At 69.8% G+C, this 12,948-nt stretch carries 12 protein-coding genes; 10 read left to right on the top strand and 2 right to left on the bottom strand.

From position 1 onward, the window contains the following. Nucleotides 1-22: 22 nt before the first annotated feature. Together ACFUTX_RS14810 and ACFUTX_RS14805 are read left to right on the top strand one after the other, a co-directional pair. Nucleotides 23-1,051, top strand: coding sequence for an ATP-dependent 6-phosphofructokinase (locus tag ACFUTX_RS14810; protein WP_378866259.1), 1,029 nt, complete (start codon nt 23-25; stop codon nt 1,049-1,051). Between the two features lie 630 nt (nt 1,052-1,681). Then, entirely contained in the window at nt 1,682-2,239 is a 558-nt protein-coding gene (locus ACFUTX_RS14805) for a hypothetical protein (protein ID WP_378866256.1), read from the top strand. Nucleotides 2,240-2,398: 159 nt separating this feature from the next. Here the strand turns inward: ACFUTX_RS14805 and ACFUTX_RS14800 are convergent, their stop codons facing one another. After that, nucleotides 2,399-4,522, bottom strand: coding sequence for a S9 family peptidase (locus tag ACFUTX_RS14800; protein ID WP_378866253.1), 2,124 nt, complete (start codon nt 4,520-4,522; stop codon nt 2,399-2,401). Nucleotides 4,523-4,723: 201 nt separating this feature from the next. On the opposite strand from ACFUTX_RS14800, the gene ACFUTX_RS14795 reads away from it, so the two are divergent. The 6 genes from ACFUTX_RS14795 (at nt 4,724) to ACFUTX_RS14770 (ending at nt 9,957) form a co-directional block, all read left to right on the top strand. Then, nucleotides 4,724-6,019 (top strand): anion permease, encoded by a 1,296-nt coding sequence (locus tag ACFUTX_RS14795; protein ID WP_378866250.1) that lies wholly within the window; start codon nt 4,724-4,726, stop codon nt 6,017-6,019. Further along, nucleotides 6,016-6,348: a peptidase gene (locus ACFUTX_RS14790; RefSeq protein ID WP_378866247.1), complete on the top strand. Its 333-nt coding sequence runs from the start codon at nt 6,016-6,018 to the stop codon at nt 6,346-6,348. The genes ACFUTX_RS14795 and ACFUTX_RS14790 overlap by 4 nt, the downstream gene beginning before the upstream one ends. A 43-nt stretch (nt 6,349-6,391) precedes the next feature. Next, nucleotides 6,392-7,348, top strand: a complete 957-nt coding sequence (locus ACFUTX_RS14785; RefSeq protein ID WP_378866244.1) for a phosphodiesterase — start codon at nt 6,392-6,394, stop codon at nt 7,346-7,348. A 132-nt stretch (nt 7,349-7,480) separates the two neighbouring features. Continuing rightward, nucleotides 7,481-8,956 (top strand): aspartate ammonia-lyase, encoded by a 1,476-nt coding sequence (locus tag ACFUTX_RS14780; RefSeq protein ID WP_378866241.1) that lies wholly within the window; start codon nt 7,481-7,483, stop codon nt 8,954-8,956. A 90-nt stretch (nt 8,957-9,046) separates the two neighbouring features. Then, the gene (locus tag ACFUTX_RS14775) at nt 9,047-9,352 is read left to right on the top strand and encodes a DUF4190 domain-containing protein (protein WP_378866238.1); all 306 of its coding nucleotides are present in this window, start codon (nt 9,047-9,049) and stop codon (nt 9,350-9,352) included. A gap of 116 nt (nt 9,353-9,468) precedes the next feature. Further along, nucleotides 9,469-9,957, top strand: coding sequence for a DUF4190 domain-containing protein (locus tag ACFUTX_RS14770; RefSeq protein ID WP_378866235.1), 489 nt, complete (start codon nt 9,469-9,471; stop codon nt 9,955-9,957). Nucleotides 9,958-10,000: 43 nt separating this feature from the next. Here the strand turns inward: ACFUTX_RS14770 and ACFUTX_RS14765 are convergent, their stop codons facing one another. Further along, nucleotides 10,001-10,864, bottom strand: coding sequence for a fumarylacetoacetate hydrolase family protein (locus ACFUTX_RS14765; RefSeq protein WP_378866232.1), 864 nt, complete (start codon nt 10,862-10,864; stop codon nt 10,001-10,003). A gap of 63 nt (nt 10,865-10,927) precedes the next feature. On the opposite strand from ACFUTX_RS14765, the gene ACFUTX_RS14760 reads away from it, so the two are divergent. Beyond that, a complete protein-coding gene (locus ACFUTX_RS14760; RefSeq protein ID WP_378866229.1) occupies nt 10,928-12,145 on the top strand; it encodes a PrsW family glutamic-type intramembrane protease in 1,218 nt (405 codons plus the stop codon). Nucleotides 12,146-12,484: 339 nt separating this feature from the next. Beyond that, nucleotides 12,485-12,853, top strand: coding sequence for an FKBP-type peptidyl-prolyl cis-trans isomerase (locus ACFUTX_RS14755; RefSeq protein ID WP_378866226.1), 369 nt, complete (start codon nt 12,485-12,487; stop codon nt 12,851-12,853). Nucleotides 12,854-12,948: the final 95 nt, after the last annotated feature.

The raw sequence follows: 12,948 nt of genomic DNA, 5'->3' as shown, positions 1-12,948 counted from the left end.
CCCGACAGCGAGGACCACAGCTATGAAGATCGGCATCCTGACCAGCGGCGGCGACTGCCCCGGACTCAACGCGGTCATCCGCGGCGTCGTGCTCAAGGGCACGACGGCCTACGACCTCGAGTTCGTCGGCATCCGCGACGGCTGGCGCGGTGTGGTCGACGGTGACTTCTTCCCCCTCACGCGGCACGAGGTGAAGGGTCTGTCGAAGGTGGGCGGCACCATCCTCGGCACCAGCCGCACCAACCCCTACGAGGGTCCCCGGGGCGGCGCCGAGAACATCGCGAAGACGATGTACGGCCACCGCATCGACGGGATCATCGCGATCGGCGGCGAAGGCACCCTCGCGGCCGCGAACCGCCTGTCGAACGACGGCATCAACGTCCTCGGCGTGCCGAAGACGATCGACAACGACCTGCGCGCCACCGACTACTCGTTCGGCTTCGACACGGCGGTGAACATCGCCACCGACGCGATGGACCGCCTGCGCACGACCGGCGACTCGCACCAGCGGTGCATGGTCGCCGAGGTCATGGGCCGTCACGTGGGCTGGATCGCGCTCCACGCCGGCATCGCGGCCGGTGCGCACGCGATCTGCATCCCCGAGGTGCCCATGTCGATCGACGAGATCGCGGGGCTCGTGTCGCGCGCGCACGACCGGGGTCGCGCACCGCTCATCGTCGTCTCCGAGGGGTTCAAGCTGAAGGGGCAGGACGAGGCCTACAGCGACAAGGGGCTCGACGCGTTCAACCGGCCGCGCCTGGGCGGCATCAGCGAGGTGCTGGCACCCGAGATCGAACGGATCACCGGCATCGAGACCCGCGCGACGGTGCTCGGCCACATCCAGCGCGGCGGTTCGCCGTCGGGCTTCGACCGCGTGCTCGCGACGCGCCTGGGACTGCACGCCGCCGACGCGGTCGTCGACGGATCGTGGGGGCAGATGGTGGCGATGCGCGGCACCGACATCGTGCGCGTCCCCTTCGCCGACGCGCTGGGCGAGCTGAACACCGTCCCGCTCTACCGCTACGAAGAGGCCGCGGCCCTCTTCGGCTGACCGCCGCGCGGAGCGTCTGATCCGATCGCCCGGCGTTGCCGGGTGCGCCGAGTCTCGCCGACACAGCAGACCGCGGCCTCCCCCGTGGTCGGGTTTCTGTGTCCCACTTTTTCGGCGCCGTGTCCCGAGATCTTGAGCCACCCCCGGTGCTACGCGACAGAAGGTGGGACATCGCTCTTCAGGGATTCCTTCACACCTCCGCGTCTGGCGCGCCAGCCCACAGACAGGAGCGGCGCCCGCCTTCCCGATCCTGCCGTACGCCACGGTGGACGGATGCCACGCCCCGCGCCACTCCCACCGCAGCTCCCGTCCGTCTTCACAGTCGCAGAAGCGGTGGCGCTGGGCGTCTCGCGCGACCGCCTCACGAGATCCGATCTCCGTCGGCCGTTTCACGGCGTCCGAGCGGTCGGCGGGCGGCCCGCCGACACCGTTGAGCGATCTTGCCAGGAGCTCGCGCCGCGTCTTCGCCCGTGGCAATTCTTCAGTCACGAGACCGCACTGCTGCTGTTCGGGGCGCCGACGCCCGAGTGGCCGTATCGACCGGCGGTTCACGTATCCGCCCATCGGCCATCGCGTGAGCCGAGGATCGACGGGGTCATCGGGCACCGGCTGCAGACTCGTGAGTCGGCCGTGATCGATCACCCGACCTTCACAGCCATCGAGAACCCTGTGCGCGCATGGCGCCAGGCCGCCGTCAACTGGCGGCTCGATGACTTGATCGCGGCAGCGGACTTTCTTGTGAGCGGCGAGCGACCGATGGCGTCGGTCGCGGATCTGTCGGCCGAGATCGAGACGATGGGCGACAGGAGCGGCGTGCTCCGGCGTGCTCTTGGCTGGGTGCGGGTCGGAGTGCGGTCACCTCGCGAGACGCGACTTCGCCTGCTGCTCGTCCGTGCGGGGCTGCCCGAGCCCGAGGTCGCATGGCTGCTCCGCGACTCCTCGGGGATGCTGATCGCCGAGCTCGATCTCGCGTACCCCGACTGGAATGTGACGCCCGAGTACGACGGACGAGTGCATGCCGACGACCCCGTCCAGTTCGCTCGTGACGCCGATCGATGGGACCGGATCCGGGATGCGGGCTGGGATCACGTGCGCCTTCTCAACCACCACGTGCGGGGCTCGGGTGTGCTGGCAGTCCGGAAGGTCCGCGAGGCACTGATTCGTTCGGGCTGGCGTCCGGGTCTGTGACGGGACCGATCGATCTGCCGCGCTGAATCGGCGCCGAACGAGGTCGCGTGTCCCACTTCTCCGCCGTTGGTCGCCGTCAGGCCCGCCGAAGTGGGACATGGTTTCGCAATAGTGGGACACGCAGACCCGTCGGACGCGAAGAGAGGGCGGATGCCGCGGTCAGGCGTCGGCGACGCCCAGGACGTCGAGCAGCCAGGCCAGCTCGAAGGCGCGCTCGCGCCAGGCGTTGTAGCGCCCCGAGACACCGCCGTGGCCGGCGACCATCTCGCACTTGAGGAGTGCGTCGGCGCCGACCTCGCGCAGCCTCGCGACCCACTTCGCCGGCTCGACGTAGAGCACGCGCGTGTCGTTGAGCGACGTCACGGCCAGGATGCGCGGGTACGCGGCATCCGTCCGCACGTTCTCGTACGGCGAGTACGACTTCATGTACGCGTACACCTCGGGGTCGTGGAGCGGGTCGCCCCATTCGTCCCACTCGATGACGGTGAGGGGGAGCGACGGATCGAGGATGGTCGTGAGGGCGTCGACGAACGGCACATCGGCGAGGATGCCCGCGAACAGCTCGGGGGCGAGGTTGGCGACCGCACCCATGAGCAGCCCGCCGGCCGAGCCGCCCTCGGCCACCATGCGGTCCGGTGCGGTGTAGCCGCTCTCGACCAGGTGCCGGGCGCAGTCGACGAAGTCGGTGAACGTGTTGCGCTTGTGCAGCAGCTTGCCGTCCTCGTACCACTGGCGACCCATCTCGCCGCCGCCGCGCACGTGCGCGACCGCGAACACGACGCCGCGGTCGAGCTCCGACAGCCGCGGCACCGAGAATCCGGGCTCGATCGAGTGCTCGTACGAGCCGTAGCCGTAGAGATGCAGCGGCCGAGGCTCGGCCCCCGCCTCGCCGAACGAGCGCTTCCAGACGAGCGAGATGGGGATCTGCGTGCCGTCCTGCGCCGTGGCCCACACGCGGGCCTGCGCGTACTCCTCGGGGTCGTACCCGCCGAGCACGGGCTGGCGCTTGCGCAGCAGCAGCTCGCCGGTCGCCACGTCGTAGTCGAAGACGGTGCCCGGCGTGACGAACGACCCGTAGCCGACACGCAGCAGCGGCGGAGCCCATTCCGGGTTGCCGCCGGACCCGACGGCGTAGAGGGGTTCGTCGAAGGCGAGCTCGCGCACGTCGCCGGTGGCGTAATCGAGCATCCCGAGGCGGGCCAGTCCGCCGCGGCGGTAGCCCACGACACCCCAGTCGCGGAACGTGGACACCCCGAGCAGTCGTTGCCCGGGCTCGTGGGGGATGACCACCGCGCGTGCGCCGGCGGGGTCGGATGCCGCGACCCGCACGAGCTCGAAGTCCAGGGCGTCCTCGTTGTGCAGCACGAACAGCACGTCTTCGCCGTCGACCACCGCGTGCGCCGACTCGTACTCCACGCCTTCGCGGCGCGGCCACACGACCCGCGGCTCGGCGCGGAGGTCGTCGGCATCGACCAGCCACTCCTCCGACGTGATCGACGAGCCCACCTCGATCATCAGATAGCGGTCGCTGCGGGTGAACCCGGCGCCCACCCAGTACCGCTCGTCCGGCTCGTGGAAGAGCTTCGCGTCGCTGTCCACGGGGGTTCCGAGTTCGTGCAGCCACACCGTGTCGGGCCGCCACGCGTCGTCGACGGTCGTGTACACGATGAACCTGCCGTCGGGCGAGAACGTGGCGCCGGCGAACGTGCCGGGGATCTCGTCGGGCAGCTGCTCACCCGTGACGACGTTGCGCACGCGGACGGTGTAGCGCTCGTCGCCGGCGACGTCGACCCCGTAGAGCATCAGCGTGCCGTCGTTGGAGATCTCGAAGCTTCCGAGCGAGAAGAACTCGTGCCCGTCGGCCTCGACGTTCGCGTCGAGCAGCACCTGCTCACCGGGGACGTCGACGTCGGGGGAGAGCTCGGGGGGCGTCCAGTCGTCGGGCGATGACAGGGGAGCCCGGCACTGGATGCCGTACTGCTTGCCCTCGACGGTGCGGCCGTAGTACCACCACTGCCCGCGGCGGGTGGGCACCGAGAGGTCGGTCTCGAGCGTGCGGCCCTTGATCTCGTCGAAGATGCGGTCGCGCAGCCCGGCGAGGTGGGCCGTGCGCGCCTGCGTGTAGGCGTTCTCGGCTTCGAGATGCGCGACCACGGCGGCGTCTTCTTTCGCCCGCAGCCACTCGTAGCGGTCCTCGACGTCGTCGCCGTGATGGCTGCGGACGATCGGACGAGGGTCGGCGACGGGGGCGGATGCTGCGGCAGGCGTGTCGTGGACGGTCACGTGTCCACGCTAGCCGCGTCGGAGCCCGTGCGGATGCCGTTGGGGGCCGTGCAGGCCGCCATCGGTCGAGTTGACCCGGCGGCGGGGCGGTGTAAGGATTCTTTCTGGCCGGTTGCCGGTTCCTGAACTCGAGGTGAACTGTTCGTTCGTCACGCCGATCCCGTCGGCACCTTCTCCACACCCCCTCTCGGAAAGCGAACGGTGGAAACCGCAACCCTCATCATCGTGCTGGTCATCGCACTGGCGCTGTTCTTCGACTTCACGAACGGCTTCCACGACACCGCGAACGCGATGGCCACGCCGATCGCGACCGGCGCCCTCAAGCCGAAGACCGCGGTGCTGCTCGCGGCGCTGCTGAACCTCGTGGGCGCGTTCCTCTCGACCGAGGTCGCACAGACGATCTCGGGCGGGATCATCAAGGAATCCGAGATCTCGTCCACGCTCTTCCCGGAGATCATCTTCGCGGGGCTCATCGGCGCGATCACGTGGAACATGCTGACGTGGCTGCTCGGGCTGCCGTCCTCGTCGTCCCACGCCCTGTTCGGCGGCCTGATCGGCGCCACCATCGTCGGCGTCGGGGTCTCGGCGATCGACTTCGGGGTCGTGATGTCGAAGGTGATCCTTCCGGCGGTCATCGCGCCCCTGACGGCGGGCATCATCGCCTTCGCCGCCACCAAGCTCGCCTACGCGATCACGCGTCGCTACGACGGCAAGCCCGACGGCCGCGACGGCTTCCGGGTCGGCCAGATCTTCACGTCCTCGCTCGTCGCGCTCGCGCACGGCACCAACGACGCGCAGAAGACGATGGGCATCATCACGCTCCTGCTCATCACGTCGGGTCTGCAGTCGGCGAGCGATCCCGAGCCGCAGACGTGGGTCATCGTCGCGTGCGCCGTGACCATCGCGCTGGGGACCTACATGGGCGGCTGGCGCATCATCCGCACGCTCGGCAAGGGCCTCACCGACGTCAAGCCCGCCCAGGGCTTCGCGGCCGAGTCGTCGACGGCTTCGACGATCCTCGCGTCGAGCGCGCTGGGCTTCGCCCTGTCGACCACGCAGGTCGCGTCCGGTTCGGTCATCGGCTCGGGCCTCGGCCGCCGCGGCTCCCAGGTGCGGTGGCGGACCGCCGGGCGCATCATGGTCGGCTGGATCCTCACGCTTCCGGCCGCGGGAGCGGTCGGCGCGCTCGCCGCGCTGCTGGTCGTGTGGCTGCCGGTGTGGGGCGTGGTCATCGACGCGATCCTCGCGGTCGCGATCATCCTCGGCCTCTTCCTCCGCTCGCGGCGCGACGAGGTGACCGCCTCGAACGCGATGAGCGAGGTCGCCGACTCCGGCAAGGCGGTCAAGGTGAAGCGCAACCCTCCGCCGACGCGACGTCAGCGCGCGCTCGCCCGCGAGGAGGCCCGGCGGGTGGCCGCCCACGCGGCGGCCGAGAAGAAGGCCGCCAAGGCGGCGGAGAGGTCTGCTCGCACACCGAGGGACGGGGGCGTGAAGTGATCACCATCAACTGGATCGCCTTCGTGGAGGTGTTCGTCGCCGCGTTCCTGGCCGCGACGATCGTGGTCACCGCGTACGCGACGGGTCTTCGGCTGCTCGTGAGAGCGGGTCGCCCGCCCGTCGTCGCCCCTGCGGAGTTCACCGACGCGATCACGGTCATCTCCGAGAAGGAGGCGCGCCGGGCCGAGAAGGCTGCCGCCAAGGCGGCGAAGAAGAATCCGCTCACCGTCGCGCAGAAGCGCGTCGCACTGGTCGGCGCCTACGCCTCGTTCGCCGTCGCGGGGCTCGCGGTCCTCGGCGGCCTGCTGCTGATCGTCTTCAACCACTGACCCCGCTGGGGGCCGCGTCGGCGCCCCGTCGTAGGCTGAAGCCATGGTGTCACCGCAACCTCCCGACGCCGCCGAGGCGGACGAAGCGTCGGCGGACCCCGGGCCCGTCCGGTTCGGTCAGTACCCGCCCGCGCGCCGCACGCTGCTGCACCTCAGCGACACCCACCTCCTCGCCGACAACCGCGCACTCGCGGGCCGGTTCGACACGGCGGCGAACCTGGCTCGCACGCTCGAGGCCGCCGAGGCCACCGGCATCCGTCCCGATGCCATCGTCTTCACCGGCGACCTGACCGACTTGGGCGAGCCGGCCGCGTACGCCGCCCTGCGCGAGGCGGTCGCTCCCGTGGCCGCGCGGATGGGTGCGCCGGTGGTGTGGGTGGCCGGCAACCACGACGAGCGCACCGCGATGCGCCGCGACCTGCTCGGGCTGGACGCCACAGAGGAGCCCATCACGGGCGTGTGGGATCTGGGGGGACTGCGCCTCATCGCGCTGGACTCGACGGTGCCGGGCTGGCATCACGGCGACCTCGACGCCGCGCAGCTCGAATGGCTGCGCGAGCAGCTCGCCACGCCGGCTCCGCTGGGCACGGTCCTGGCCCTGCATCACCCGCCCCTGCCCTCGCACGTGCCGCTCTTCGACATCCTCGAGCTGCGCGATCAGGCCCGGCTCGCACGCGTGATCGAGGGAAGCGATGTGAGGGCGATCCTGGCGGGTCATCTGCACTACTCCACGAGCGGCACGTTCGCGGGGGTTCCGGTGAGCGTCGCGGCAGCCACCTGCTACACCATGAACCTCGCTCGTCCGGGGGTCGAGGTCAACGGCATGGATGCCGGGCAGTCCTTCCACCTGGTCCACGTCTACGACCACACGATCACGCACGCGGTGGTGCCCGTCGTCGACGCGCCCACGGGCGACTACTTCTCGGCGGAGTGGGTCGAGCGGATGTCGCAGCTCACGCCGCAGGAGCGGCTCGAGGCCTTCTCGCGCAAACGCGCCTGAGACCGCGCCATAGACGCGGCGTACAGGGGCGGCAGACCGATGTACCCGCTGTACACGGATCGTGCCGGCCACCCCGCGTAGGGTGAGAGAGGCTCCACACCGCCGTGAACACACCCACAAGGACTTGCAACCATGGCTTCCGACGCAACGATGCGCACACGTACTGAGACCGATTCCCTCGGATCCCTCGAGATCCCGGCCGACGCGTACTGGGGCATCCACACCGCCCGCGCGCTCGAGAACTTCCCCATCTCGAAGCGGCCGATCTCGGTCTACAAAGACCTCGTCCGCGCCCTCGCTATGGTCAAGCAGGCGTCGGCGCGCGCCAATCGCGACATCGGGGTGCTGAGCCCCGAAAAGGCCGACCTGATCGACCGGGCCGCGCAGCTCGTGATCGACGGGCAGTACCACGACCAGTTCGTCGTCGGCGTGATCCAGGGCGGCGCCGGCACGTCGACCAACATGAACGCGAACGAGGTGATCACCAACATCGCGCTCGAGCTGGCGGGACGCGAGAAGGGCGACTACGCCTTCCTGTCGCCGATCGACGACACGAACCGCAGCCAGTCCACGAACGACGTGTACCCGACGGCGATCAAGGTCGGCCTCGGCCTCGACCTGCAGACGCTGCTCGAAGAGCTCGACCTGCTGCGGCGCGCCTTCCTCGCCAAGGCGGTCGAGTTCCGCGACGTCCTCAAGGTGGGCCGCACGCAGCTGCAGGACGCCGTTCCGATGACGCTCGGGCAGGAGTTCCACGGCTTCGCCACCACGCTCGGCGAGGACTACAGCCGGCTCAACGAGAACGCCTACCTGCTCTACGAGATCAACATGGGCGCGACGGCCATCGGCACCGGCATCACGACGCACCCGGATTACAGCAAGGCGGTGCTCGAGCACCTCCGTCGCATCAGCGGCCTCGACCTCGATCTGGCCACCGACCTCGTCGAGTCGACCAGCGACACGGGCGCCTTCATGTCGTTCTCGTCGTCGCTCAAGCGCAACGCCATCAAGCTCTCGAAGATCTGCAACGACCTGCGCCTGCTCTCGTCGGGTCCGCAGGCCGGCCTGGGCGAGATCAACCTCCCCGCGCGGCAGGCGGGGTCGAGCATCATGCCGGGCAAGGTGAACCCCGTCATCCCCGAGGTCGTGAACCAGGTCGCGTTCGCGGTCGCCGGCGCCGACCTCACGGTGACGATGGCGGTCGAGGGCGGGCAGCTGCAGCTCAACGCCTTCGAACCGGTGATCGCGCATTCCATCTTCCAGTCGATCACCTGGATGCGCCGAGCCATGCACACGCTGCGCATCAACTGCGTCGACGGCATCACGGCGAACCGCGAGCGGCTGGGAGCGATGGTCGGCGCATCCGTCGGCGTCATCACCGCCCTCACCCCGTTCATCGGCTACGCGGCCGCGGCGGCCCTCGCCAAGACCGCGCTCCTCACCGGCCGCAACGTCGCCGACCTCGTCGTCGAGGCGGGACTGATGTCGCGCGAGGAGGTCACCAAGCAGCTGTCACCGGCGCGTCTGTCGGGACTGGAGGTGATCACGGCATCCATTCCGGTCGTGGCCTCGGAGGTGCCGGTGATGGTGGACGATCCGCAGATCTGAGTCTGTGACGCGCCGTGTCGGCCGGGTGTTTGCCCGGAGGGCCCGGCACCGCTACGGTCGTGCCAAAGTCCACCTGAGAGGAAATACTCCATGACCGACCCGCAGAACACGAGCGTTCCGCCGCAGTACGCCTCCGCCCCGCCGACGTACAGCGCCGCGCCGACGGAAGACCCGGGCAAGGTGCTCGGCATCGTCGCGCTCGTCGCGGTGTTCTTCATCTCGCTGCTCGGCCTGATCCTCGGCTACGTCGCCCGCTCGCAGAGCCGCAAGGCCGGCTTCGAGAACACCCCGGCCAAGATCGCGATCATCCTGGGCTGGATCTTCCTGATCCTCGGCATCCTGGGCGGCATCCTGTTCGCGGTGTTCTTCGCCACCGCGGCGAGCATCAGCAGCTGACGTCCGACCCGAGCCCCCTCGCCGCAGACCGCAGCGAGGGGGCTTCGTCGTGTGTCATTGCCCCGCGTGCCGTGCGCCGATACCGTCGTTTGCGAGATCCTCACGGAAGGAACGACATGAGCGACCCGCAGAACCCCGCCGATCCGCCTGCCTCGAACGTGCCGCCCGCCCCGCCCGCGTACGGTCAGCCGCAGACTCCGCCGCCCGCGTACGGCCAGCCGCAGAGCCCGCCGCCGGGGTACGGCCAGCCGCAGTACCCGGCCGCCCCGCCGCCCGCCTACGGGCCGCCGGCCGATACCGCCGTGCCCGGCCGCACCCTGGGCATCGTCGCCTTCATCCTGTCGTTCTTCGTGCAGCTGATCGCGCTCATCCTCGGCATCGTGGCGCTCGTGCAGAGCCGCAAGGCGGGACAGAAGAACGGCTGGGCCCTCGCCGCCATCATCATCAGCTCGGTGCTGATCGTGATCGGCATCATCGTGCTGATCATCGTGTTCGCCGTGATCGTTCCGGCGGCCACCGCGGAGTTCCTGCGGCTGTGCTCGGAGTACGGCAACGGGGTCCACGAGATCGGCGGCACCACGATCACGCTGTCGGGCTGCCCGTAACACGCTGCCGCGGTGCCGCTCGACGCGGGCGGCGCCGCGGGAGTCAGCCGGTGATGCGACAGTGCGTGGTCAGCTCGCCGATGCCGTCGATCCCTACGGTCACGGTGGAGCGGTCGCGCAGGAAGACCTGCGGGTCGCGGGAGTAGCCGGCGCCACCGGGCGAGCCCGTCGAGATGAGAGTCGCGGGCATCAGGGTGACCGACTGCGACAGGTGCGAGATCAGCGTGGCCACCGGTCGCACCATCTGGGCGGTCGAGGCGTCCTGCATCGTCCTTCCGTCGAGAACGGTCCAGATGTGGAGATCCTGCGGGTCGGGAACCTCGTCGGCGGTGACGACGAACGGCCCCGTGGGAGTGAAGCCGTCGAATGACTTGCATCGCGACCACTGCGCCTCGGAGTACTGGATGTCGCGGGCCGTGATGTCGTTGACCACCGTGTAGCCCCACACGTGATCGAGTGCCTCCTCGGGGCGGACGTCCTTCGCCGCCCGGCCGATGATCACACCCAGCTCGGCCTCGTAGTCGACCGACTCGCTCAGTGAGCGCGGCCACACGGTGGTCGCGTCGTGGCCGCTGAGCGAGTTCGGCCAGAGCGCGAACACCGTCGGCGTGGAGTCGGTCTTGAGTCCCAGTTCGCTCGAGTGAGCGGCGTAGTTCAGTCCGATGGCGAGGATGAGGGGCGGAGTGAGCAGGGCAGACGCGAATCGGGTTTCGCCGAGCGGATGCCGCGTCCCGCGGTCGGCTGCGTCGGCGACCTTCTCGAGGAGCACGTCGCCACCGGAGATGAGGTCTTCGAGGAAGCGCGGCGCCCCCTCGAAGAGGTCCTCGACGAAGATCGCGTCCCCGTCGTCCACGAGCACCAGTCGAGGGTCGTCCGACCCAGGCCGGATCACATGGGCGAAACGCATTCCTCCAACCTACCCGTCACCGTTGCCGGCGGCGGTCGCGCTCCGCACGCTTAGGCTGTGCGCATGACGTCGAACCTGGGGGATGACCGCTCCCGCCCGTCGCTGACTCCGCCGCCCTTCCCCTCGGCGCTCGCGCAGCCGCGGATCGCGTCTCCGGCGATCATCCCCGCCGCGTCCACGTCGCCGCCGGCGATGCCGGTGCCGCCGCGTCGCGGTCGCACGGCGCCGATCTGGATCGCCGGCATCCTCGTGCTGGTGCTCGTGGCGCTGATCGGCTACTTCCTCCAGGCCCTCGGGCCCGCGGCATCCCTCATCGGCATGGTGCTGGCGCTCGTGCCGCTCACCGCCGTGCTCATCTCGGTGCGCATCATCGACCGGTGGGAGCCCGAGCCGCGCAACCTCGTCGTCTTCGCGGTGGCGTGGGGAGCCATCGCGGCCGTCGGCATCGCCCTCGGCGTGGATCTGCTTTTGACGATGGTCCTCGGGACGGCGTCGTCCCCCGCGGGCGACGCGGTGTCGGCGATCATCCAGGCGCCGATCGTCGAGGAGTTCGGCAAGGGGCTGGGTGTCTTCATCATCTTCGCGACGGCGCGCCGCGCGTTCGACGGGCCGGTCGACGGCATCGTCTACGGCGCGCTCATCGGCGCGGGTTTCGCGTTCACCGAGAACATCCAGTACTTCGCGATCAGCTTCATCGAGGGCGGCGCGGCCGACACCACGACCACGTTCTTCATGCGCGGCATCCTCTCGCCCTTCGCACACGTCATGTTCACCAGCGTCACCGGCTTCGCGCTCGGGCTGGCCGCGCGACGCGGGGCGCGGGCGGGTGCCGCCGTCGGCCCGTGGATCGTCGGGATGATGGGGGCCACCATCCTGCACGCGATCTGGAACGCCTCCGCGGTGCTGGGTGATTTCTGGCAGCTGTACCTCACCCTCCAGGTGCCGCTCTTCGTGGGGTTCATCCTCGGGATCCTCGCCCTCCGCCGGGAGGAGTCGCGACTGACCCGACGCCGGCTCGGCGACTACGCCGACGCGGGATGGTTCACGGCGCAGGAGGTCGACATGCTCGCGACCCCCGCCGGCCGCAAGGCGGGCCTCGCCTGGGCGAGCACGCTGCGGGGCGACCGGACGGCCCTGATGAAGGGATTCATCACGGATGCCACGGCCCTCGCCGCGGCGCGCCAGCGAGCGATCACCGGCCGCGACCCGCACGCCGCCGAAGACGAGGGCGTGCTCCTGCAGCGCACCGTCGCCGCTCGCGCCGCGCTGTTCGCGCCGTAGACCGTGTCTGGGGCGCGGGTTATGCGCGCCGCGCCCGCGCATGCGGGGTGTCGCGCCGGTTCCGCGCCCCATCCCGCGCGTATCGCCCGGGGGAGGGAGGCGGAGGGGCGAGATCTCGATACACGCCGCTGCGCGGCGCACTCGATCTTGCTACGCGACGGACTCAACGCGCTCCGCGCATTGAGTTCGTCCGTAGCAAGACTCAGCGCCCGGTGCCGCGGCGATGCCTGCGTGACTACCGAGCGCTGAGTTGGTCCGTTCCCCAGGATGCCGGGGGCCTCGCGAGCATGTCAAGACCCCCGCGTTGACCCGGCGGGAGCCCTCGGGTTGGATGGAACCATGACAGACGACCGCACCAAGCCCGAGTTCGACGCGCCCGAAGGGCCCGCGCCCACTGAGCTCGTCATCCGCGACATCATCGTGGGCGACGGAGCCGAGGCCAAGCCCGGCGACACCGTGACCGTCCACTACGCCGGTGTCGAGTACGAGTCCGGCGAGGAGTTCGACTCGTCGTGGAACCGGGGCGAGAGCATTCAGTTCCCCCTTCGCGGGCTCATCCAGGGGTGGCAGGACGGCATCCCCGGCATGAAGGTCGGCGGCCGCCGCGAGCTGGTCATCCCGCCGCACCTGGCGTACGGACCGGCTGGCGGTCACTTCCTCGGCGGGAAGACGCTCGTCTTCATCATCGACCTCATCGCGGTCGGCTGAGCCGCACCGGATTTCCTGACAGGGGCGGATGCTGCGGCATCCGCCCCTCGTCATTCCGGCGCGAAGAATTTTCCATTCACGGGAATAGAGTTGAC

This window comes from Microbacterium sp. NPDC057407, assembly GCF_042803895.1.
Taxonomy (GTDB): Bacteria; Actinomycetota; Actinomycetes; order Actinomycetales; family Microbacteriaceae; genus Microbacterium.
The sequence above is the reverse complement of the archived record's forward strand: the minus strand, read 5'-3'. Positions and strand labels throughout refer to the sequence as shown.